The organism is uncultured Succiniclasticum sp. (assembly GCF_902793885.1).
GTDB lineage: Bacteria > Bacillota > Negativicutes > Acidaminococcales > Acidaminococcaceae > Succiniclasticum.
This window is the reverse complement of the sequence record NZ_CADBFF010000005.1, coordinates 45,415-66,825: the sequence shown is the minus strand read 5'-3', so window position 1 is coordinate 66,825 and position 21,411 is coordinate 45,415. Positions and strand designations below refer to the sequence as shown.

Below are 21,411 nucleotides of genomic sequence, written 5' to 3'. Positions count from 1 at the left end.
AATAAAAAGGAGGAATTATCATGTCTGCAGAATTCAAATTTATCCACCATGCCTGCTTTACCGTTACAGCCGGCGGCGAGACGCTTATTTGCGATCCGTTTATCGATGGCAACCCCATCCACGTTTCCATGGAAGACCTGAAGGTAGATTATATTTTTGTTTCCCATGCTCACGGCGATCACCTGGGCTGCGCCTATGAACTGGCCAAGCAGTGCGACGCCCTTATCATCACCACGGCAGAAATCGCCGGCCAGGCATCGGAAAACGGTTGCAAAGCACATGCCATGCATGTTGGCGGGACTTACAAATTCCCATTCGGGAAAGCACGCCTGACTCCTGCCTTCCACGGCAGCGGCATCGCCGGTGGACATGCCTGCGGTTTCATCATTGATTTCCACGGTGTGAAGTTCTATTTTGCAGGCGATACCTCCCTCTTCGGCGATATGCAGCTGTTACAGGATCTGGATCCGTTTAAATACGCTTTGCTGCCAATCGGCGGCAACTTCACCATGGATCCCCACGATGCTGCCAAAGCTGCCGCATTCCTGAAAGCACCGGTAGTCATCCCCATCCACTACAATACCTGGCCGGTCATCGCCCAAGATCCGGAAGCCTATAAGGCAGATGTAGAAAAGAATGTTCCCGGTACACAAGTAATTTTAGTTGATCCGGGCGATACGCTGGAATGGGATTAAACTGTCAGCCACCCAAAACACTTTTTTGTAAAACACAGTTTTGGAATTGATTTGTTCAGACTGCGTCACAGGCAAACAGACACATAATAAAATACAGCGAGGGTAACTGAGCAGGTTCAGTTACCCTCGTTCTTTTATGAATTATTTACTTGGCCTCTCCGGCCTTTTCCCGCTTCTTCAGCACTTTCATAAGAAGTGGTGAGAAAGAGGACAGAATGCACATCGCAATCAATATCCAGCAAATGGGAGTACTGAAGAGGATGCTGATATCATTACCGGACAGAGTCAGGCTGCGGCGCAGACCGCGTTCCCCTATCGGCCCCAGAATCAGCGCCAGTACCACCGCCGCTGTATTCAGATCCAGTTTCCGCATCAGATAGCCGAAAAAGCCGAACAGGAACATAATACCCACTTCCACAAAACTGTTGTTGATGGCAAAAGAACCTACCACGCACAATACGAATACGCAGGGAATCAGGATAGCGTCGGACAGGCGGGAGATGTGCGCGAACAGACGGCACCCCCCCAAACCGATCATCAACATGAAGAACTGCGTGACTACGAAACCTGCGAAGAAGGTGTAGGTCATCTCCGCATATTTGGTGAACAGTTCCGGACCGGGCTGCAGACCCTGGATAATCAGACCGCCCATGAGCACAGCGGTTACCGATTCACCGGGTATGCCCAGCGTCAGCGTGGGAATCAGGGATCCGCCGGTTACGGCATTATTGGCTGCTTCCGAAGCCGCCACGCCTTCAATGGAGCCTTTGCCGAACTCGTCTTTCCGTTTGGAAAACTTCTTGGCAGTATCGTACCCCAGGAAGCAGGCGATAGATGCGCCGGCGCCGGGCAAGATACCGATGATGTTCCCAATGATCCAGGAACGGATCACATGAGGGAATATCTGGGCCAGTTCTTTGGCTTTCAGGATTACAGAATCTTCAAAATCAATAACGTTGCCCCGCTCCTTAATGGCTTTTTCAATCAGCATGAACACCTGTGACATGGAGAACAGGCCTATCATGGCGCAGGTCACATTGATGCCGTTATACAGAGCGTCGATGCCGAACATATACCGTTCCACCCCTTCCATGGGGTCCATGCCGATGGTGGACAGTATCAGGCCGAACGCGCCAGACATCAGGCCTTTGACCATAGACCCGGAAGTCACACCCGCAATAATGGTAAGGCCGAACAGCGCCAGCCAGAAATATTCCGGGCTGCCGAACTTCATGGCCAGCTGGGCTAACGCCGGTGCAAAAAAATACAGGGAAATACAGCTGAGCAGTCCGCCAAAGAACGAAGCGGTGCAGGCTGTACCCAGTGCTTTACCAGCCTTGCCTTTCAGGGTCAGCTGATAGCCGTCAATGGCCGTGGCAGCCGAAGCCGGCGTGCCCGGCGTGTGAATCAGGATAGCGGAAATGGAACCGCCAAAGATGGCGCCGCAGTAAATGGCGCCCAACATAATCAGGCCGGTTTCCGGTTTCATGCCGAAAGTCAGGGGCAGGAGCAGCGCCACGCCCATGGCTGCAGAAAGACCCGGCATACAGCCGATGACAATACCAATCGTTACGCCAAGAATCATCATGCCCAGGTTCATGGGTGAAAACACATGCAAGAAACCGGCGGCCATCAATCCCAAGGTATTTGCATCCATAAGTAACAGCCTCCCCTCTTACAAGAATTCTCCCAGTATCTCACCTTTGGGCAGCGGCACATTCAGGAACCAGCTGAAGGTGAAATACGTCAGGACAAGCATGACCAGCAACACAAGCGCCATGTACTTTTTGGGAATATGGAAGTATTGCAGGCAGAACAGAATATAAATAAGGGAAGCCACATAAAACCCGAAAAAGTACATCAGAGCAAAGAACCCCAGGAAAGCCGCAAACATGGTCCAAAACTGTTTGGGCTGGAATCCTTTGAATGTTTCCGACAAATCATTAATCACATGCCTGTCTTTCAAATATTGCTTTACCATATCGTACAGGCGGATGGTGGTAAGCAAAAACAAAAGCCCGATGACAAAATGGGGATAATGGCGGGCTCCTTCCGGGAACTTTTGCGTCTCATGCTGAAAAAAGGCGCAGAACAGGTACATGAAGCCACAGATATAAAGATCGGTCCTTTTCATAAAAGCAACCTCGCGATCATAATCTCAACCAACCAGAAATAAAGCCGGCCTGAAGCAGCCGTCACACAGGCAGCCGCCTCAGCCGGCTTCAGTTTTTAAAGGATAACCGTAATACAGAGGAAAGAGACCCGTTGCCGGACCTCTTTCAGCCCTCATGAATCCGATTATTTATCATACAACTTGGTAACTACGTTCTTGCAGAAATCCATCTGTTCCTTAATCAAAGCGCCCAGAGCCTTGCTGTCTTTGTAATCGGTAGCCATGCCGGCTTTCTGATGAGCTTCTTTAACCTTCGGATCGTCCATGGTCTTCTTCATAGCGGTTTCATAGAATTTGATAATGTTTTCCGGAGTTCCCTTCGGAGCTACCAGCGCGCGGGCAGAGCCGTACCATTTATTGTAATAACCCAGTTCGCCCAATGTCGGAACGTCTTTTAACTGCGGATCGCGTTTTTCAGCAAACAGGCCTAATACACGCAGTTCCGCTTTATCGCCGTTAATCAGCTTGGCAATATCGGCCACTTTGGCGCAGGAGAAATCAACCTCGCCCTGGCGCAGAGCCAGCAGCTGGTCGGCCGTGCCGCCGTAAGGAACAGCCTTGTACTGGAATTTGGCAGACTGTGCCAGCAGCTGGGCTGCCGTATGGTTGGAAGCCTTTACGCCGTTAGTGGAAGCTTTCAGCACACCGGGTTTTGCCTGTGCGTCGGCAACCAGTTCTTTCAGGGTCTTCCATTTTGCGTCTTTCTTAACTACAACTACGCCGGTCTCGGTCAGGTGGTTGCAGATGGGAACAATGCTCTGATCGTTAAACGGAGCATTCGGCTGAATAGCCAGCGTGGTATAAGTCGGGAGGTTGATGAAACCGATGGTATATCCGTCCGGTTTTGCCTTGGTCAGTTCAGTCCAGCCGATCTTACCATCAGCACCCGGTTTGTTTTCAATAACCATGGTCTGCCCTACATAGGGTTTGGCATTGTTCAACAACAGGCGGGCGCCTGTATCCGTGCCGGAACCGGCTTTATAGGCGATAATAACCTTGACATCCTTCGTGGGTTTCCATTCCTTGTTGGCATCGGCAGCCTTTTTGTCTCCACCGCCGCCGCCACCGCAACCCGTCATCAGGACAGAAGCAGCCAACATAAGGGACCCTGCTACAGCAAGAATTTTTTTCATGAGTTTCTCCTCCTTCATAAAATTCAATTTTACAAAAATATGCAGCTTATCCAAGTCGCTCCGGATGAGCGCAAATTTTCTGTATAACCGATACCTTAACTATACTACAACTCGCAAAAACATTCAAGATTATTTTACCTTGCAAGCAATAAAACCGACTTCTCTTTATAGCTGTAAGAAAAAGAAAAACACACCCTGTTGCGGAACGTTTTCCGCAATACATGGTGTGTTCAAATTTTTCAATAATTATAAGTTGTCAGGCAGCTGCTACCGGATTCATTGAATAAAACTTAAAACGGTGATTTATTCCTGAACAGAATCTTCCCTTCTCAGACGTTCCAGCGCCTCGCGGGCCGCCTGCTGTTCCGATTCTTTCTTGGTGCGACCTTTGCCGCTTCCGTATTCCACTCCGTTAACAAAGACACCGGAAGTAAAGATACGGTTGTGCTCCGGCCCTTCAAAATCTAACATCTCATAAACAATTTCATACTGCGCCTTATGCTGCAGACGTTCCTGCAACATACTCTTATAGTCGCCCATCACAAGCAGACCGTTACAAACATCGTTAATTTCCCGTTCCAAAAGTCCCAACAGATACTGTTGCGCCGCAGCAAAACCCTGATCCAAGTAATAGGCTCCCAGTACGGCTTCAAACGCATCCGCCAGAATAGAAGGCCGCTTATTTCCGCCGGAAGATAACTCCCCGTTTCCCATACGCAGGTAATCGCCTAACCCGATTCGTTTTGCACACTGATACAAGGAAGCTTCGCACACCACCTGGGCACGCAGTTTGGTCATCCGGCCTTCATCAAAATGCGGAAAATGCTCATACATATAGGTGCTGACGATGAGACCCAGCACGGAATCCCCCAGGAATTCCAGCCGCTCATTATGCTCATTATGCGGATAATGATGTGTTTCATGAGCAAAAGAAGTATGTGTCAGAGCAAGATTCAGCAACTCATATTGCTGCATCGTGATGCCCAGATTACTGCACAGTTCCTGCAACTTTGCCCTGCGTTCCTCACTGATACAGGGCAATCCCGCAAAATTTCTCAAGGTCTGTGTCTGCATAGCGATTACTCTTCGTACTTTTTAATCACGATAACTGCGTTATGCCCGCCAAAGCCAAAATTGCTGGACATGGCGGCCCGGACTTCCTGCTTTCTTGCCTGGTTAGGAACATAGTCCAGATCCATTCCGTCCTCTGTATCCACTTCATGGTAGTTTATAGTGGGAGGAATGATACTGTTTACAATCGTAAGAACAGTAGCAACCGCTTCCATGCCTCCGGCGCCGCCCAACAGATGACCGGTCATGGACTTGTTGGAGCTCATGGGCACTTTATAGGCACGTTCGCCAAAAATCTTTTTAGCTGCAACAGTCTCATTCAAATCATTGCGGTGGGTCGATGTGCCGTGGGCATTAATATAATCTATGTCGTCAGGGGTCAGACCCGCATCCTTAATAGCCGCTTCCATGCAGATAGCAGGCATTTCTCCTGCCGGATCAGGAGCCGTGATATGATATGCGTCCGTATTCATGGCAAAGCCTGCCAGTTCCGCGTAAATATGAGCACCGCGTTTTTTTGCATGTTCCAACTCTTCCAGCACAATCACGCCGCCGCCTTCACCCATGACAAACCCGTTGCGGGTTTTGTCAAAAGGACGGGAAGCTGCCTGGGGATTATCATTGCAGTCGGAACACAGTGCTTTCATATTCTCAAAGCCGGCAATAGCAATAGGATCCACTGCCGCTTCCACACCGCCGGCGATCATTACGTCCGCATCACCGTACTGGATGGTCCGTAAAGCATCACCGATACAGTTTGTGCCGGTAGCACAGGCTGTCACGATTGCTGTATTAGGGCCTTTCCAACCCAGTGCAATGCCGATATGGGCTGCCGGCATGTTGGGGATTTCCATAGGAATAAAAAACGGGCTGATACGTCCCGGCCCTTTTTCCCCATATTTCAGAGACTGTTCCAGGAACGTATTAATACCGCCAATACCGGTACCGACGCATACACCAAGACGGGCCGGGTTTTCCTGTGCCACGTCGATGCCTGCATCTGCCACCGCCTGTTTGGCTACCGCTACAGCAAAATGAGCCACCCGGTCCATTTTGCGTCCTTCTTTTTTATCTACATACAGAGTGTAATCAAAATCCTTGACTTCCCCTGCAATCTTTGTTTTTAATTCAGCAGTATCAAACGACTTAATCGTATCAATACCGGATTTTCCGGCAATCAGATTGTTCCAGAATGTTTCCACATCGTTGCCGATAGGCGTAACCACGCCTAACCCGGTAATTACTACACGTTTCTTCAAAATTATCACCTCATGATTTTTGATTCTAATTCAACAAGCCGATATGCTTATTTTCCTGATATTCTTTTTCAGTTGTTAATCGCTTCGATTTCTTCTTTAATACGGCGGAATATTTCCTTTACCGGCAGGATTTCATGAATCTTCCACATATTAGCCCCGGTAAAAATCAGTCCCGTTTCCACATCGCCCTGCTGCGCTCTGGATAGTGCGCGGATAATGCAGAACTGGTGAGTACAATGTTTCAGGCATGCGTCACAGACAACCGGCAAAGGAGCCTTTCCTTCCAGTGACAACTGCGCGAAAGGACTGCGAATCGAACGTCCCTTGTAACCTACCGGACTGTCAATCTGTACTACGTCTTCTTTCGACATCCGCAGATACATTTCTTTCAGGAACCGAGCGCCATTAGATTCTTCGCTGGCTGCAAATCGGCTGCCCATCTGCACGCCGTCAGCACCCAAATTTAACAAATCCACGATATCCTGCCCGCAGGTGGCTCCGCCTGCTGCAATCACAGGAATATTCACGGCCTTCACAATATCGGGCAGAATTTCTTTGATGGACTGCTGCGTACCCAAATGACCTCCGGCTTCCGTACCTTCTACTACGATAGCAGAAGCTCCCAGCTTCTCAGAAATCTTTGCCAGCTTAACAGACGATACAATTGGAACTACAGCCACATTGTATTCCCTGCCGACCGCAAAAATATCTCTTGAAAAACCGGCGCCGGCCACTATCAGATCCACACCTTCCTGTGCAGCAGTCACAATTAAGTTTTTAAAGGCCCGGGCCGCCACCATGCAGTTGATGCCAATGATGCCCTTGCCGTTAGTCAGCTTACGGGCAAGGCGGATTTCCGTCCGTAATTCCTGCTCCTCCATTCCGGAAGCAGCAATCAGTCCGATTCCTCCTTCATTGGCTACCGCAGCAGCCAGACGTGCCGTTGATAATCTAATTGCCATGCCGCCTTGGATAATCGGAACCTGCGCAACTAAATTTCCTATTTTAAGCACTGGTAATTTCAACAGATATCCCCCATTTCAGGAAAGAACTTCATAATTCAATCATCAAAACAGTTCCCAGGGATGCCCTTGCACTGGGCATCCCTGGACTGATCGGCATTATGCCTCTTTTTCTTCGTCCAACATTTTAACTGCGTCAGCAACAGTACGAATCTTTTCAGCCTTTTCATCCGGAATTTCTACACCGAATTCCTCTTCAAAAGCCATAATCAGCTCAACGATATCCAGAGAGTCAGCTCCCAGATCATCGATGAACGCAGATTCCATCTTTACTTCATCAGCGTCAACGCTTAACTGTTCCACAGTAATATCTCTTACTTTTTCGAATGTGCTCATCACGATTCACCTCCTCTCGCAGACCATTTTCCGGTCATTCTCTGTTTTCTTAATTCATAAACATACCGCCATTAACATGCAATGTCTGGCCAGTAATATAAGCAGCTTCATCCGATACCAGGAATGCAACCGCCTTCGCAATATCCTCCGGGTCGCCGAGACGTCCCATGGGGATACCTGCTTTTAAACTTTCCACCACCTTTTCAGGCAGTACCGCCGTCATATCAGTAGCGATAAATCCGGGCGCCACGGCATTTACCGTAATACCTCTTGCCGCGACTTCCTTTGCCGTGGCTTTGGTAAAGCCCAGGATGCCTGCTTTGGCTGCCGCATAATTCGCCTGTCCGGCATTTCCCATAGCCCCTACTACAGAACTGATATTGACGATTCGTCCACAACGGGCTTTCATCATGTATTTAACAGCGGCTTTGGTGCAGTTAAATACGCTCTTCAGGTTAGTGAGCAGTACCGCATCCCAATCCGCCTCTTTCATGCGCATCAGTAATCCGTCGCGGGTGATGCCCGCATTGTTTACCAAAATATCAATTTTCCCGAAAGCCTTTACCACTTCGTCAACCATGGCCACACAGGCTTCCGCGTCTGCTACGTCGGTCTTTACCAGGATGGCTTTGCGACCCAACGCTTCCACTTCCGCCTTGGTCTTTTCGGCAGCTTCCGTGTTTCCTGCATAGTTGATAGCGATGTCAGCGCCCCGGGACGCCAGCAGCAGCGCAATGCTCCTGCCTATTCCGCGGGAAGCTCCTGTCACCAGTGCAACTTTACCTTCTAACTGCATTTTAGCGAACCTCCTTAAAATAAGCAAGTGTTTTTTCTAAACTTGCCAAATCTTCCACATTTAACACATTCATTTCTTTGTCAATTTTGCGGGTAAAACCGGTCAGAGTCTTCCCCGGTCCAACTTCCACAAAAGTATCGAAACCGTTTTTAATCATATTCCGCATGGACATTTCCCATTTTACCGGGCTGGCCGCCTGTTTCACCAGTAATGCGCGGATTTCTTCTGCTTTTACAACCGGTTCGGCAGTTACATTAGCAACGATTGGGAACTTTGCATCACGAAATTCAATTTTATCCAGCACTTCTTTCAGCCGTTCCGCGGCCGGTTTCATCAATGTGCTATGGAACGGTGCGCTGACTGGCAGCGGAACAGCACGCTTAGCTCCGGCAGCCTTCAATGCTTCAACTGCTTTCTCAACTGCTTTCGTCGTACCGGCGATAACAATCTGGCCGGGGCAATTGAAATTGACCGCCTGTACCGCTTCGCCGCAGTCCTTTTCCACCTGCTGGCAGATTGCTACGATTTCATCAGGTACCATTCCCATCACAGCCGCCATGGCGCCTTCCCCTACCGGAACAGCCTCCTGCATGAATTCGCCCCGTTTGTGGACAGCCACTACAGCATCCTGTAAATTCATAACGCCTGCTGCTACCAGTGCGGAGTATTCGCCAAGACTGTGACCGCCGGCAGTTTCACATTCCAGCCCGTGCTCCTGCATCACGGCCAGAGCCGCAACGCTGCAGGTCAGGATAGCCGGCTGCGTATTCTTTGTCAGGCGCAAATTTTCTTCTGGCCCTTCAAAGCACAGTTTGCTGATGGAAAAGCCGAGCGCTTCGTCTGCCTCTTCAAAGACTTTTTTAGCGCAGGCATAATTATCATAAAAATCCTTACACATGCCAACTTTTTGAGCTCCCTGTCCCGGGAATACAAATGCTACCTTTGACAATGGAATCAACCTCACTTTCATTTCTTTCTGAAACTAACGTCAGCATTTCATCTATAACGATAAAAACAAGAGTTTATTCTGAAAACTACTTCGCCCACTTTACCAGGGCACCGGCCCAGGTAAGGCCTGCACCGAAAGCAACCATAATCACATTGTCGCCTTTCTTCAACTTTCCAGCCTGTCGTGCTTCCGTCAGACAGACCGGAATACAGGCGGCTGACATATTGCCGTGTTTGTCAATGTTAATCCACACTTTATCCCTGTCTATTTTCAGCCGGCTTATTGCATTATTGATAATCCGCATATTAGCCTGATGGGGAACCAACAGGGCAATATCATCGATCGTCATCCCGACTTTTTCTAACACCTTTTTGCAGGCGGCCGGCATCTTCCGGGCGGCAAACTTGAACACGTCCTGTCCGTCCATGTGGATTGTATGGTCATGAGCATCTACCGTCGCATGAGTTGCCGGATTGCGGCTGCCGCCGCCAGGCTGGATCAGGTGTCTGCCACCGGTACCGTCAGCCCCCATGTCAAGACTCAGAATCCCATAACCTTCTTCTACCTGCCCCAGTACCGCAGCGCCTGCGCCGTCACCAAACAGCACACAGGTATTACGATCCGTCCAGTCTGTAATACGGGAAAGCGTTTCTGCCCCTACAATCAAAATCTTTTTGTACAGTCCGGTAACAATACTCTGACTGCCGATACCCAAGCCGTACACAAACCCGCTGCACCCGGCAGACAGGTCAAAACAGGCTGCCTTTTTTGCCCCCAGCCTTGCCTGCAGCAGACAGGCTGTGGATGGATATTTATAATCCGGTGTTTCGGTAGCCACAATAATCAGGTCCAGTTCTTCCGGTTGCGTCTGCGCATCCGCTAATGCACGGAGTGACGCCTCATAGGCCAGATCGCTGGTAGCCTGTTCAGGCGCAGCTATGTGCCGGGCCCGGATTCCGGTCCGTTCTGTAATCCAGGCATCAGAGGTATCAACCATCTTCTCCAGATCCTGGTTTGTCAATATTTTTTCGGGCAGGTAACAGCCTGTCCCGATAATTCCAGCAGCATATGTCACAGTTTTTCTCCTGCCGCACCACGTTTCGTTCTGTTCTTTTAGCGCAGTGTGCCCACTACTTTATCTGCTTTGGTCTGTCTGGCAATATCTTCAGCAATCCGGCTGCAGATGTTACGTTCTACTCCATCCACTGCGGCGCCGATGGCATTTTTAATTGCTTTCGCCTTAGAAGAGCCGTGACAGATGAAGAACGGCGCCCTCACGCCCAGCAGCAATGCGCCGCCGTATGCTTCCGGGTCCAACCGTTTCTTCAGCCCACGCAGGGCCGGTTTAATCAGGAGTCCCCCAATCTTGGCCAAAAAGCCTCCGTTCAGGATAGCTTCTTTCACCATGGTCAGGATAGCTGTAGCCAGCCCTTCAGCCGCTTTCAGCACCACATTGCCCACAAAGCCGTCACAAACCACAACATCTACATTGCCTTTATTGATGTCACGGCCTTCCACATTGCCGATAAAATGGATCAGTTTCTCTTCCTTAAGCAACGGGTACGTGGCCAACGTTTGTTCATTACCCTTGATTTCCTCTTCCCCAATATTCAAAAGACCCACCCGGGGATTTTTGATATTCAGCATCAGTTCCGCATAAATGGAACCCATGATAGCATTCTGCAGCATATGTTCCGGCTTGGCGTCTACCTTGGCGCCACTGTCCAGCAAAACGGTAGTACCGGTCAGGCTGGGAATCGGCGTAGCGATCGAGGGACGGCCCACACCGCGGATGCGCCCCAGATGGAACAGCGCTGCTGCTACTGCCGCGCCCGTACTTCCGGAAGACACCAGGGCGTCACATTCCTTGTTACGCAACAGGTCTGTGGCCACCACAATAGAAGCATCCTTCTTCGTCTTCACCGCAATGCCGGGGTGCTCATGCATGCCAATTACTTCCGAGGCATGCCGGACAGTAAGACGCGGTTCGTTCTCCGCTCCATACGATTTTAACAGTTCCTTAATGGTAGGTTCATCCCCTACCAGCACAACATCACACTTATATTCTTTTACCGCCATAACAGCCCCCAGAACCAGTTCCTTCGGGCCGTAATCGGTACCCATAACATCCAGCGCAATTTTCATGCGGTTTTCAGCATCCTTTCCTGACAGCAGACCAATCCGGGAAAACCACCGGTCAATTCGTCTGCACAGTTACTGGCGGCCAGACATTCAGCCAATTCAGTAATTTTAATTAAAATCTGCAACATTCCGAACCGCAGCAATAATAAACTTCGCCCGGAACACTTCTGTAGTTTCCTTTTTAATGATGACCCGGATATAATACCTGTCATCTTTGATGTTCGTCACATCCGCTTTGGCCACCAGCCTGTCACCGGGATACACCGGCACCTTGTATTTTACATTGCTGACTGCCGTCAGGGCAAATTCTGTATCTACTAGCGCAAGAGCCAGTGTATCAGCCATGGCAAACATAAAATAGCCCCGTCCCACGCCAGTCTTACCCAACACCATATCGTGGGTTATGGTCAGCGTAGAAATAGCGGACCGGTTCAGTTCCAGATCGATCAGTTCGCCTACAATATCTTTCTGGTCAATCGCTTTCAGGCGCGTGCTGGCCGTACTTGCCATCATCCGGATTCGTTCCCGCAGCTCCGGTATATTTAATGCCAAACGGTCCAGGCGTACTGTAGGTACGCTGACCTTCAGCGTTTTTGCCAGTTGTTCGTCGGTTAAAAATGGATCCTTCTGAATCAGTTTCTGCAATTTTCCATGACGAATCAGTTTTTTCGAAGAATTCATTTTATCACCTCACTTTTAACACCTGGTTATAATACCTGCTTGTACGTATTATACTCTTTCTTCTTTATCTGTGCAAGTCCTTTGTAACAAAAAAATATAAAAAAGCACAATATTTGGTAGCTTTTCCCATGTACATTACACAAATCACATAATCCAAACAGAATTAGGACTGAAGTGTAAGCAGCGTAAAACGGAAAAAACCCTGAAGACCTTTATCCTCAGGGTTAATTCTCATTGCGAAATTATTCCTCGGTTTTGATAACTTCTTTCCCGTTATAGTAACCACATTCCGGGCACACACGGTGCGGCATCTTCATTTCGTGGCACTGCGGGCACTCAACCAGGCTCGGAGCAGTCAGCTTCCAGTTCGCACGACGGGAATCGCGGCGTGCTTTGGTCATTTTTCTCTTCGGTACTGCCATTTCCCATACACCTCCTAAACAAAAATGGTATTTAAAATTTTATTTGATGAACTGCTTTAATGCCGCAAGTCTCGGATCGACCGTGACGGTATCGCAACTGCAGGGATGGACATTCCGGTCTGCGCCACAAACTGGGCAGATTCCCAGGCAATCCTCTTTGCACAAGACCCTCAAAGGTTCTGCTAACAAAAGACCTTCACGCAGCGGCTCCGTAATATCAACTACATCCGATTCGTAGACATAAGCATCTGTTTCAACGCCCGGACTTCCCGACGGATAGTATTTCTCCAGCACTTCCGCAACGGAATCCGCCGAAAACTCTTTCAGGCAACGGGAACACAAACGGTTCACTCTTGCACTGACCAGCGCTTTCAGCAGAAGCACGTCCCCCACGTTGGTAATATCCCCCTCAATACGAACTTTGCCGATGATGGGCAGCTCCGTTTCGGTAATATCCAATTCCGCAGGTTCCGCTTCAAAACGCAGGAGCTTTGTTCCGGTTAAGTGCTTTCTTATCTCAGCGACATTTACTTTAATCATATTTCACCAATCGTTACAATTATAGCCATACATATAACCTTTGTCAAGAAAAAATCAGCAGGGAAAATCCCCGCATCTCTATAAATTTTGTGATAAAATAATTGTATAACAGGAAACTCATTATTGCAAGAGGAAGCTTTATATGTCTTTACACGCAATCGGAATCACAGCAGAATACAATCCGTTCCATAACGGGCACCGCTGGCAGCTGCAAACACTGCGCGAAAAGTCAGGTAACGTGCCGGTCATTGCCTGTATGAGCGGCTGGGTTGTCCAGCGCGGCGAGATGGCAGCAGCCGACCCCTGGATACGGGCTTCCATGGCAGTCCATGCCGGTGTGGATCTGGTAATACTGCTGCCCGCCTGGTACACCCTCCGCAGCGCAGACTACTTTGCCGCCGGAGCGGTAAAAACACTGGCGGCCACCGGCATCGTGGATACGCTGGTGTGCGGCGCCGAGCACTCCGGTACAACCAGCAGTTCCCTTTCTTCCACAGCCTCCTGGTCGCTGCTGACAGAAACGGAACAGCAGATAAAAACATTACTGCAACAGGGGTTATCCTACGGTGCAGCCTGGGAAACCGCAGCTTCCCAAAGCCAGAAAGACGCCGGCTGGTTTAAGGGAGCCAACAACCTGCTGGCTCTGGCCTATCAAAAAGCGCTGCTGCACAACCATCTGGCCATAGAGTTAATTACACTGCCACGACAGGGCAGCGGTTACAACGATACAGAACTCAGGCCACCCTACGCCTCTGCTTCGGCCATACGGACCGCCTTACGCAACGGTGTTTCCGCCGCAGAACTGGCCCCTTTCCTGCCGGATACTTCCCTCGCTTTGTTACAGTGCCGGGAAATCAACTACCCCGCCCGCTTCGCCCGACAGGAAGATATTCTGTCTCAGCTGTTGTCTGATCGGCTCGCCCGACAGGACGGCAACTACCTGTATGAACACAGCAGTGCCAGTCAAGATTTATGCTGCCGTTTCTACAACGCAAGACAGCGATTACAACGAGGCTTCACGGCATTCTGCCAGACAGTTGCCAATAAGCGGGACCCTCTTCCCTCAGTGCGGCGCCTTGCCCTGCAATTATTGCTGCAACGCTCCCGCGCCTTTTGGACTATCACACCGGACCCCGCTTATATTCGGGTACTGGCTTTCAACGAGCGGGGACGCGGTCTGCTGAAGCAAATGAAAAAAACCGCTTCGTTACCCGTCATTATCAAACCGGGCAGAGAAGAACAATATAAGGATACATCCCTGTACCCGCTGCTGCAGCTGGACTCTGCCGTCGCCGACCTGTTCCAGCTCCTCATCGGTAACACAGGAACGTACGGAAGCTGCTTTACCACATCGCCCGTGTATGTAAAGCAAACGTAATGTTTTACGCGACACACCGGAATACTCTCTCTGCGCTGACATAAAAACTCCTTATGCACTGTCACATTCCGTGCATAAGGAGTTATTTTTACGCCTCAAAAAAGCGGATGCCAGACAAAATCACAACACCATAATCCGCCAAGCATTTATATGTCAATCATGTCACACTGCAACCCATGATTATTCATCCGCCGGTTTTTCTTCGGCAGCAACCGGTTCTGCCGGTTCTTCTTCCTGAGGAACCACATGCTTCACCCGTGAAGCGATCACATCTGCCAGGCTCTTGCGCTCATCATTTACGCTGGAGCGGTTTTCTTCAATAGCGCGTAAGGCCGACTGCAGGCTGTTGCCCAGATAACCCAGCATATCGTCCGCATACTGCAGGGAATCGGTCTTAACCTGGTCCGCATACTGGTCTGCACCCTGCTTTATTTCGTCTTCATAGCGCTGGGCAGAAGTCTTGATATCCTTGGCCAGCATCTCCGCCTGGCGCACGATTTCCTCCTGACGTACCAGACGTTCTGCTTCCTCTTTGGCAGCCGTAATAATATGCTCTGCCTCCGCATTGGCCTTTTCCACCGTAGCAGCAGCCTCTTCCCGGGCAGAGTTCAGAATATTCTTGGAGTCCTCCAGCACCTTGCCTGCATTCTTTACTTCCTTGGGAATCGCTTCCTTCAAATCATCCAGGATTGCAGACAAATCGCTTTCTTCCACGATAATCTTATCCGTCAGCGGAATCCGGTTCGCTTCGGAAATCAGGTTATATAAATCATCAAAAATCTGATCTAACGTTACATTTGTGCTTAGTCTCTCCAACATATTCATATCCTCTTTCTTTCTTCAATTTAGCATCCGGACCGTCAACGTTTTCAGGATATGTTCCACCTGAATCCGCAAACCTGTGCTATCCGGACATAACCGCAATTATTTGGTTTTGCGCTTCTGATATTTATTAATCAGCTCTGCCACACCTGCCGGTACAAGCTGATTAATATCGCCGTCAAATGCCAGCAGTTCCCGCACACCGGACGAACTGATGTAGGAATAATTGGCATTCGTCATGATAAAAACCGTTTCCAGGGATTCATTGATTTTTTTCAACAACAATGCCCGCTGGAATTCATATTCAAAATCAGTGAAAGCCCGCAGTCCTCTGACAATAAAGGAAGCTTGTTCCTTTTCGCAGAACTCATTTAACAAACCGCTGCAGCTGGTCACCCGAACATTTGGCAGGTGAAATGTAGCCGCTTTCAGCATCTCCACTCTTTCTTTCGGAGAAAACAGGGATGTTACTTTGCCCGGATTATAGAACACACAGACGATGATTTCGTCAAACATCCGGCTGGCACGCTCAATAATATCAATGTGCCCTTTAGTCACTGGGTCAAAACTGCCTGAACACACAGCTTTGCGCATCATGGCTCCCCCTTATGCGGTAAATTTGAAACATGTCCAATTATCTATGTTTCGACGCTGTTTTATAAAACCCTTTCATGCTTATGCTGAACTGCCAATCATCTCCATAGCTCCAACGACTGCAATTCAAGCACTCTTTCGTAAAAAACTCAGCACGGTTTCCCCGTACTGCTGGCTCCGGAAGATTTCATATCCCTCCGGCACCGCGCCGACAATATCATCATGCATAGAATGTTCCGCGATCAGCCAGCCGTTGCCTGCCAAAAGCGGGCATTTAACCAGTTTTGCCAGGATTTTCTGAATCCACCCTTTATTATATGGAGGATCTACAAAAACCAGTTCAAAACGCTGCCCCTGCTTATATAACAGTTCCATGGCCGATTCCGCATCACACTTCATCACCTTGCAGTCCGCCTCTGCCCGGCATTTTACTATATTGCTGTCCGTAAGCTTCAGGGATGTCCGGCTGTTATCCACAAACTGCACAAACCTGGCGCCGCGGCTCCAGGACTCCAGTCCCAAATTGCCGCTGCCGGCGAACAGGTCAAGCACAGCGGATCCCACGATTTTGGCGCCAATAATATTGAACAGGGATTCTTTCACCCGGTCCGCCGTAGGACGCACATCATAGTTCTTCGGCACGTTCAGATGCAACCCCCGCGCCTTACCGGTAATAATTCGCATCGCGTTCCAGGCCGCGCCTTTCTGTCTGTTACTTCAGACAATACAAATTTACCGCACCTGTTCTCCCGACTATCCGGGATTTGATACGGGACATTAATTTTCTTATCTATCATACAACAAAACTGTCGTTTTGTCACTTTCCGATTGCTAAATATTGTAACAAATCTGTGAAAAACACAAAATATAGTATGTTTTTGTCTTAAGCGCTTTATTTTTATACAGCTTCCCCCGGTTCTAAAACCAAAATCAAAAGCAGAAAAGCCGTTTACCAGCTTCGGGAGGAACCGCCGCCACCGCCGGATCCGCCGCCGAATCCGCCGCCGGAACTTCCCCCGCCGCCACCGCTGGATCCGCCGCCGCTGAAGATAGCAGAAAGCAGAATTTCAAAAAACAGGGTTGCAAAAAATCCCCCCAGGAAAACCCCATCAATAATAACAAATGCCAGCAGGATTACCGTCCATCCAAAGATGTCCACCAGTTCCCCGGCGATATACAGGATATTCTCAATCACACCTTCCGGTTCTTTCTTTTCGGAAGACCCGGTACTCTCACTCTGCACTGCACCTGCATTGACGCCCTTATCGGTACGGTCCCGGGAACCATCTGCTGCCATGCTGCTCTGTGTAGTATCCGTGGAACCCCGGGCAGCAGTATCGCCGGAACCCGTTTCTTTTTGCGTGTCATCCGGCCGGGACTGGGCAGTAGTTCCGTTCTGCTCCGCCAGTGCCTTTTCAAACAACTCTTCCGTTGTCTGACCGTCCGCGCCGGGTCTCACAGCATCCGGCGAATGGTTTGCGTAACCGGAAACCGCCAGCTGCACATTATACTCTTTGGCAATCCTCCGGGCCAGCGCTTCATAACCGCGGGCAATGCCCTCTTCATAGTTTCCCTTGCGGAAATACGGAATCATATACTGATCCTGGATCTGTCCGGTAACACCGTCTGTCAGGGCGCCTTCCAATCCATAACCCACTTCAATCCGGGACTTGCGGTCGCCGGTAGAAATCAGCATCAGCACGCCGTTATTTTTTTCCTTGTTTCCAATGCCCCATTGCCGAAGAATCTGCAGAGAATAATCTTCCAGAGGAGCCCCTTTCAGACTTGGTACCGTAACCACCACCAGCTGGGCCGTAGTCTTCTGGTCAAGCTGACGCCCCAGACTTTGCAGATAACCGGAAACGGACGCAGAAAACACTCCGGCATTATCCTGTACGTAAATACCGGAGGAAGCCGTTGGTTTCGGCGGAATCTGCAACGAAGTATTGTCCACCGTTTCCACGGGAGCAAATAGCCATATTAAGAAACTGAGAATAAGAAAGAATACCAATTCTTTCAGGAATGTGAACATAGTCAGAACTGCACTTTCGGAACTGCCTTGGCAGTCTCTTCCACTTTAAAGTAATCCCGCTCCGTAAATCCCAGCGCCCCGGCAAATAATGAGTAGGGCAGCGATTTAATCTTTGTATTGTAATTCTGCACTGCGTCATTGTAGTCCTTGCGGGCAACTGCGATACGGTTTTCCGTTCCGGACAGTTCATCCTGCATCTGACGGAAGTTCTGATCCGCTTTCAGCTGGGGATAATTTTCCGCTACCGCCAGCAGGCGGGATAATGCTCCGCTCAGCTCCGTATTGGCCGATAACTTATCACCCACGGATTTCGCGCCCGCCATCTTCGCCCTAGCATCGGACACTGACTGGAACACTTCCTTTTCGTGACTTGCGTATCCCTTCACTGTATTCACCAGATTGGGAATCAAATCGCTGCGACGCTGCAGCTGGTTATCCACCTGGGACCACTTGCTGTCCACATTTTCGCGTGAGGATACCATGCCGTTATAAAAGCCGAATACAGAACCCACCGCCAGTACAATAACCATCAGAATACTTACCAAAACACTCATGGAACTACCTCCTGTAACACCAAAATTTAATCTTTATTTCTCGGACATACGATTGATTGTAATATCTTTATGATTATTATATCATATTTTTTGCCTCTTTACCTCTGTTTGCCGAAATAATATCCTTAAGAAAACACGGATTGATTCGTCTGCACTAAAAAATCCATTTGAATTACCAAATTAAATGTTGTACAATAATGGAGTTCGTGAACATGGATTACTAAAGAAGGTCTTTCTGATGTTTTTAAAAAATCCCAGAGTAAGAACAGTTTTAATTGGTTTTGTTTGTTTCTTTGCAATCTGCGCAGGCCTGTTTGCTTATGCCCACCACATCGGTTCCCCGGTTCTGGAATCCGGACGGCTCGAATGGATTTCCAGAGTCATTTACGGTCCGAACGTACGACGGGAAATAGCCCGCCTGAAACATGCAAAAGAGCTTTCTCCGGAAATTTTTCCGATTACCGCCCTTTGCTATCACGAAGTAAGACCTGACCGGGCAGATGACTTCCTGAATGTGAATCCGAAAATATTGCGTCGGCATATCCGGGAATTCAGGGAAGCCGGTTTTACATTTATTAATGTGGACGACCTGCGACAGTATGAAGCCGGTACGGCACAGCCGCCGGAAAAGGCGGTTCTCCTTTCATTTGACGACGGCTATGCGGATAATTATAAGTATGCCTATCCGGTATTGCGGGAGGAAAAAGTAACCGGTACCTTTTTTGTGGTCAGCAGTATGGTCGGAAAAGACAACCGGATGACTGCAGATCAGTTGAAAGAGATGCAGGCAAACGGCATGAGGATCGGTTCCCATACCGTTAATCACGAAGTGCTGACAAAAAAGAGCGCAGAACAGATTGATTATGAACTGCGGGTGTCCAGGGAACAGTTGGAAAAGATACTGGGGAAACCGGTCTGTGCGCTAGCCTATCCAGGCGGGATGGTAAACAGCACCGTGCAGTCCATAGCTGAAAAGTATTACGACATGGCATTTATCGCTTCGGTTATACCTGATACAAAACAGACCAGGTACACACTGCAGCGTTATGGCGTGTTCAACTGGAACGAGCATATCGAATCAATTTTCAGGAACAAGTGATAGCCTTGCGTGTTTAGTTCGTATACAATCAAACAATGTGGGAAAGTCGCGCCAGCAATCAGCCGTTCACTTCTTTTACAAAGAAACACAGATTTTTTAAAAAAAGCTGGTAATTCTTTGGAAACAGGTGTATAATAGCATACGTAAATTGAATTTGCTCGGATAGCTCAGTTGGTTAGAGTGCTGCCCTCACATGGCAGAGGTCCAGGGTTCGAGCCCCTGTCCGAGTACCAGAAAAAAGAATCCCGGAAACGCATCGGTTGCGTTTCCGGGTTTTTGTTTTATTTACGCACAAATAGTTATAAAGCCATGCCAATGAGCAGCGGCTAAGGCAATTATGTTTTCTCTCAAAGGAAGCTTCATCAGCTTTTCATTTTATCCCAAATCACGCCCACTGCAGCACCTATCACCGCCACAGTGAACCAGCCGAATCCTTCCGTATACAGCGGCACCGATGCCAGGATGCTTTCCATAGGAACCGGAATAGATGCTGCCTTCAGCCCTTCCACAACAGCAAACAACGTAACGATCCACATCGTACAGCGGAACACACGCTTGTTGCCACCGAAGCCAAACACATTCAACAAGGCCAGGGCAATCATAACCGGATATAAGAAACACAGAACAGGAATCGCCATCTTGATGATCATATCCAGCCCGAAGTTTGAGAGCAGGAAGCTGAGAAGCGCCACCAGAAATCCCATTGTTTTTTTGGACAGCTTTTGGTTGAACAGGATATGGAAATAATCGCCAATAGCAGCAATGAGACCGATGCTGGTAGTAAGACAGGCCAGAATGATGATGGCGGAAAGGATAGCGGTACCGCCTGCGCCCAGATATTCATGGGCCGTTGCCACAAGGATGCCGGCGCCGTTGGAAAACTCACCGGACAGATAACGGTGCGCTTCCGCTCCCGCGTACCCCAGGAAGTAATAGATGACGGCCAGCAGGGCCGCGGCAATGAGACCCGCGCACAGACAGGTCCGGATCAGATTTTTTTTGCCTTCAATCCCCAGTGTCTTAATGGAAGTCAGTGTTGCCGCGCCAAATAGAAAAGATGCCAGTAAGTCCATGGTATTGTACCCTTCCTGGAATCCTTTCAGGAAAGGGGTGTTCAGATAGGCATCCTGAGGTGCGCCCGGCACAAAAGACGGCGCCAGCAGCACTTTCACGAACAGTACCGCAAGGCATACCAGCAATGCGGGTGTCAGAATTTTTCCCAGCCAGTTCAGCACTTTGGACGGATTATTCGCCACATAAAAGCTGAAAGCAAAATACAGGGCGGAATACAGAGCCAGCTGCCACGCTTCCGTAGTTCCCAGCAGCGGTTTGATACCGATTTCATAACTGAACGCAGCCGTGCGGGGAATCGCGAACAACGGCCCGATGGCCATGCTGGACAAAAACATGATAATCTTTGCGTACGCAATATTAACAGGCGCCGCTACCTCCGTCAGGTCGGTACCGCCGGTCATAGCGATGGCCAGCACCCCCAGAATGGGAAGACTCACACCGGTAATGCAAAAGCCTAACGTAGCAATGTTCAGATTGCTGCCGGCCAAATACCCGAACAGCGGCGGAAACAGCAGATTGCCGGCGCCAAAAAACGAAGAAAACAAAACTAAACTTACTGGAATCAGTTTACTGAGGGAAAGGGAATTGTTCATAAAATCACCTGCTATGAAAACGAAAACGCACTTGTCGTGCGTTTTC

General features: G+C 49.3%; 23 protein-coding genes and 1 tRNA gene. 4 read left to right on the top strand and 20 right to left on the bottom strand.

Annotation, left to right across the window (positions count from 1 at the left end; all coding sequences use genetic code 11):
- Positions 1-20 precede the first annotated feature (20 nt).
- Positions 21-695 carry a metal-dependent hydrolase gene (locus tag QZV31_RS04005; RefSeq protein ID WP_295358384.1) on the top strand — a complete coding sequence of 225 codons (675 nt, stop codon included), beginning with the start codon at positions 21-23 and terminating at the stop codon, positions 693-695.
- A 145-nt stretch (positions 696-840) separates the two neighbouring features.
- Here the strand turns inward: QZV31_RS04005 and QZV31_RS04000 are convergent, their stop codons facing one another.
- From QZV31_RS04000 to QZV31_RS03935, 14 genes are all read right to left on the bottom strand, one after another.
- The gene (locus tag QZV31_RS04000) at positions 841-2,352 is read right to left on the bottom strand and encodes a tripartite tricarboxylate transporter permease (RefSeq protein WP_093730675.1); all 1,512 of its coding nucleotides are present in this window, start codon (positions 2,350-2,352) and stop codon (positions 841-843) included.
- Between the two features lie 18 nt (positions 2,353-2,370).
- The gene (locus tag QZV31_RS03995; RefSeq protein ID WP_093730676.1) at positions 2,371-2,829 is read right to left on the bottom strand and encodes a tripartite tricarboxylate transporter TctB family protein; all 459 of its coding nucleotides are present in this window, start codon (positions 2,827-2,829) and stop codon (positions 2,371-2,373) included.
- A 164-nt stretch (positions 2,830-2,993) separates the two neighbouring features.
- The gene (locus QZV31_RS03990) at positions 2,994-3,947 is read right to left on the bottom strand and encodes a tripartite tricarboxylate transporter substrate binding protein (RefSeq protein WP_366508686.1); all 954 of its coding nucleotides are present in this window, start codon (positions 3,945-3,947) and stop codon (positions 2,994-2,996) included.
- A gap of 357 nt (positions 3,948-4,304) precedes the next feature.
- Positions 4,305-5,075, bottom strand: coding sequence for a ribonuclease III (gene rnc / locus QZV31_RS03985; RefSeq protein ID WP_093730678.1), 771 nt, complete (start codon positions 5,073-5,075; stop codon positions 4,305-4,307).
- 5 nt (positions 5,076-5,080) lie between these two features.
- Positions 5,081-6,331: a beta-ketoacyl-ACP synthase II gene (gene fabF, locus QZV31_RS03980; protein WP_366508684.1), complete on the bottom strand. Its 1,251-nt coding sequence runs from the start codon at positions 6,329-6,331 to the stop codon at positions 5,081-5,083.
- A 68-nt stretch (positions 6,332-6,399) separates the two neighbouring features.
- Positions 6,400-7,356, bottom strand: coding sequence for a nitronate monooxygenase (locus QZV31_RS03975; RefSeq protein ID WP_093730680.1), 957 nt, complete (start codon positions 7,354-7,356; stop codon positions 6,400-6,402).
- A 96-nt stretch (positions 7,357-7,452) separates the two neighbouring features.
- Positions 7,453-7,689 carry an acyl carrier protein gene (locus tag QZV31_RS03970; protein ID WP_093730681.1) on the bottom strand — a complete coding sequence of 79 codons (237 nt, stop codon included), beginning with the start codon at positions 7,687-7,689 and terminating at the stop codon, positions 7,453-7,455.
- Positions 7,690-7,738: 49 nt separating this feature from the next.
- Positions 7,739-8,485 carry a 3-oxoacyl-ACP reductase FabG gene (gene fabG / locus QZV31_RS03965; RefSeq protein ID WP_093730682.1) on the bottom strand — a complete coding sequence of 249 codons (747 nt, stop codon included), beginning with the start codon at positions 8,483-8,485 and terminating at the stop codon, positions 7,739-7,741.
- Position 8,486: 1 nt separating this feature from the next.
- A complete protein-coding gene (gene fabD, locus QZV31_RS03960) occupies positions 8,487-9,434 on the bottom strand; it encodes an ACP S-malonyltransferase (protein WP_366508683.1) in 948 nt (315 codons plus the stop codon).
- 85 nt (positions 9,435-9,519) lie between these two features.
- Positions 9,520-10,509 carry a beta-ketoacyl-ACP synthase III gene (locus QZV31_RS03955; protein ID WP_093730684.1) on the bottom strand — a complete coding sequence of 330 codons (990 nt, stop codon included), beginning with the start codon at positions 10,507-10,509 and terminating at the stop codon, positions 9,520-9,522.
- A gap of 38 nt (positions 10,510-10,547) precedes the next feature.
- Positions 10,548-11,579 carry a phosphate acyltransferase PlsX gene (gene plsX / locus QZV31_RS03950; RefSeq protein WP_295358374.1) on the bottom strand — a complete coding sequence of 344 codons (1,032 nt, stop codon included), beginning with the start codon at positions 11,577-11,579 and terminating at the stop codon, positions 10,548-10,550.
- A gap of 105 nt (positions 11,580-11,684) precedes the next feature.
- The gene (fapR, locus tag QZV31_RS03945; RefSeq protein ID WP_093730686.1) at positions 11,685-12,257 is read right to left on the bottom strand and encodes a transcription factor FapR; all 573 of its coding nucleotides are present in this window, start codon (positions 12,255-12,257) and stop codon (positions 11,685-11,687) included.
- A gap of 242 nt (positions 12,258-12,499) precedes the next feature.
- On the bottom strand, positions 12,500-12,679 hold the full coding sequence (gene rpmF, locus QZV31_RS03940) for a 50S ribosomal protein L32 (protein ID WP_093730687.1): 180 nt from the start codon (positions 12,677-12,679) through the stop codon (positions 12,500-12,502).
- 39 nt (positions 12,680-12,718) lie between these two features.
- Positions 12,719-13,219, bottom strand: a complete 501-nt coding sequence (locus QZV31_RS03935; protein WP_295358370.1) for a DUF177 domain-containing protein — start codon at positions 13,217-13,219, stop codon at positions 12,719-12,721.
- Positions 13,220-13,361: 142 nt separating this feature from the next.
- Between QZV31_RS03935 and QZV31_RS03930 the strand changes: the two genes are divergently transcribed.
- Positions 13,362-14,597 (top strand): nucleotidyltransferase family protein, encoded by a 1,236-nt coding sequence (locus QZV31_RS03930; RefSeq protein WP_295358369.1) that lies wholly within the window; start codon positions 13,362-13,364, stop codon positions 14,595-14,597.
- A 180-nt stretch (positions 14,598-14,777) separates the two neighbouring features.
- On the opposite strand, the gene QZV31_RS03925 is transcribed toward QZV31_RS03930, so the two are convergent.
- The 5 genes from QZV31_RS03925 to QZV31_RS03905 form a co-directional block, all read right to left on the bottom strand.
- Complete coding sequence (locus QZV31_RS03925) at positions 14,778-15,416, bottom strand: hypothetical protein (protein ID WP_295358368.1); 639 nt, start codon at positions 15,414-15,416, stop codon at positions 14,778-14,780.
- A gap of 105 nt (positions 15,417-15,521) precedes the next feature.
- The gene (gene coaD, locus QZV31_RS03920) at positions 15,522-16,013 is read right to left on the bottom strand and encodes a pantetheine-phosphate adenylyltransferase (RefSeq protein WP_295358495.1); all 492 of its coding nucleotides are present in this window, start codon (positions 16,011-16,013) and stop codon (positions 15,522-15,524) included.
- A 126-nt stretch (positions 16,014-16,139) separates the two neighbouring features.
- The gene (gene rsmD, locus QZV31_RS03915) at positions 16,140-16,697 is read right to left on the bottom strand and encodes a 16S rRNA (guanine(966)-N(2))-methyltransferase RsmD (protein WP_295358366.1); all 558 of its coding nucleotides are present in this window, start codon (positions 16,695-16,697) and stop codon (positions 16,140-16,142) included.
- Between the two features lie 265 nt (positions 16,698-16,962).
- Positions 16,963-17,976 carry a YgcG family protein gene (locus tag QZV31_RS03910; protein ID WP_295358364.1) on the bottom strand — a complete coding sequence of 338 codons (1,014 nt, stop codon included), beginning with the start codon at positions 17,974-17,976 and terminating at the stop codon, positions 16,963-16,965.
- Positions 17,977-18,047: 71 nt separating this feature from the next.
- On the bottom strand, positions 18,048-18,599 hold the full coding sequence (locus tag QZV31_RS03905) for a LemA family protein (RefSeq protein WP_295358362.1): 552 nt from the start codon (positions 18,597-18,599) through the stop codon (positions 18,048-18,050).
- A 238-nt stretch (positions 18,600-18,837) separates the two neighbouring features.
- Here QZV31_RS03905 and QZV31_RS03900 point away from each other — a divergent pair, with 238 nt between their 5' ends.
- The gene (locus QZV31_RS03900) at positions 18,838-19,698 is read left to right on the top strand and encodes a polysaccharide deacetylase family protein (protein WP_295358359.1); all 861 of its coding nucleotides are present in this window, start codon (positions 18,838-18,840) and stop codon (positions 19,696-19,698) included.
- 156 nt (positions 19,699-19,854) lie between these two features.
- A tRNA-Val gene (locus QZV31_RS03895) sits at positions 19,855-19,931 on the top strand.
- 129 nt (positions 19,932-20,060) lie between these two features.
- On the opposite strand, the gene brnQ is transcribed toward QZV31_RS03895, so the two are convergent.
- Positions 20,061-21,365 (bottom strand): branched-chain amino acid transport system II carrier protein, encoded by a 1,305-nt coding sequence (brnQ, locus tag QZV31_RS03890; protein ID WP_295358356.1) that lies wholly within the window; start codon positions 21,363-21,365, stop codon positions 20,061-20,063.
- Positions 21,366-21,411 lie beyond the last annotated feature (46 nt).

Excerpts from the sequence above, each read along its gene's own strand:
- QZV31_RS04005 (WP_295358384.1), top strand. The coding sequence starts at position 21 with ATGTCTGCAGAATTCAAATTTATCCACCATGCCTGCTTTACCGTTACA.
- QZV31_RS04000 (WP_093730675.1), bottom strand. The coding sequence starts at position 2,352 with ATGGATGCAAATACCTTGGGATTGATGGCCGCCGGTTTCTTGCATGTG.
- QZV31_RS03995 (WP_093730676.1), bottom strand. The coding sequence starts at position 2,829 with ATGAAAAGGACCGATCTTTATATCTGTGGCTTCATGTACCTGTTCTGC.
- QZV31_RS03990 (WP_366508686.1), bottom strand. The coding sequence starts at position 3,947 with ATGACGGGTTGCGGTGGCGGCGGCGGTGGAGACAAAAAGGCTGCCGAT.
- rnc (WP_093730678.1), bottom strand. The coding sequence starts at position 5,075 with ATGCAGACACAGACCTTGAGAAATTTTGCGGGATTGCCCTGTATCAGT.
- QZV31_RS03970 (WP_093730681.1), bottom strand. The coding sequence starts at position 7,689 with ATGAGCACATTCGAAAAAGTAAGAGATATTACTGTGGAACAGTTAAGC.
- fabG (WP_093730682.1), bottom strand. The coding sequence starts at position 8,485 with ATGCAGTTAGAAGGTAAAGTTGCACTGGTGACAGGAGCTTCCCGCGGA.
- plsX (WP_295358374.1), bottom strand. The coding sequence starts at position 11,579 with ATGAAAATTGCGCTGGATGTTATGGGTACCGATTACGGCCCGAAGGAA.
- fapR (WP_093730686.1), bottom strand. The coding sequence starts at position 12,257 with ATGAATTCTTCGAAAAAACTGATTCGTCATGGAAAATTGCAGAAACTG.
- rpmF (WP_093730687.1), bottom strand. The coding sequence starts at position 12,679 with ATGGCAGTACCGAAGAGAAAAATGACCAAAGCACGCCGCGATTCCCGT.
- QZV31_RS03935 (WP_295358370.1), bottom strand. The coding sequence starts at position 13,219 with ATGATTAAAGTAAATGTCGCTGAGATAAGAAAGCACTTAACCGGAACA.
- QZV31_RS03930 (WP_295358369.1), top strand. The coding sequence starts at position 13,362 with ATGTCTTTACACGCAATCGGAATCACAGCAGAATACAATCCGTTCCAT.
- QZV31_RS03925 (WP_295358368.1), bottom strand. The coding sequence starts at position 15,416 with ATGTTGGAGAGACTAAGCACAAATGTAACGTTAGATCAGATTTTTGAT.
- coaD (WP_295358495.1), bottom strand. The coding sequence starts at position 16,013 with ATGCGCAAAGCTGTGTGTTCAGGCAGTTTTGACCCAGTGACTAAAGGG.
- rsmD (WP_295358366.1), bottom strand. The coding sequence starts at position 16,697 with ATGCGAATTATTACCGGTAAGGCGCGGGGGTTGCATCTGAACGTGCCG.
- QZV31_RS03905 (WP_295358362.1), bottom strand. The coding sequence starts at position 18,599 with ATGAGTGTTTTGGTAAGTATTCTGATGGTTATTGTACTGGCGGTGGGT.
- QZV31_RS03900 (WP_295358359.1), top strand. The coding sequence starts at position 18,838 with ATGTTTTTAAAAAATCCCAGAGTAAGAACAGTTTTAATTGGTTTTGTT.
- brnQ (WP_295358356.1), bottom strand. The coding sequence starts at position 21,365 with ATGAACAATTCCCTTTCCCTCAGTAAACTGATTCCAGTAAGTTTAGTT.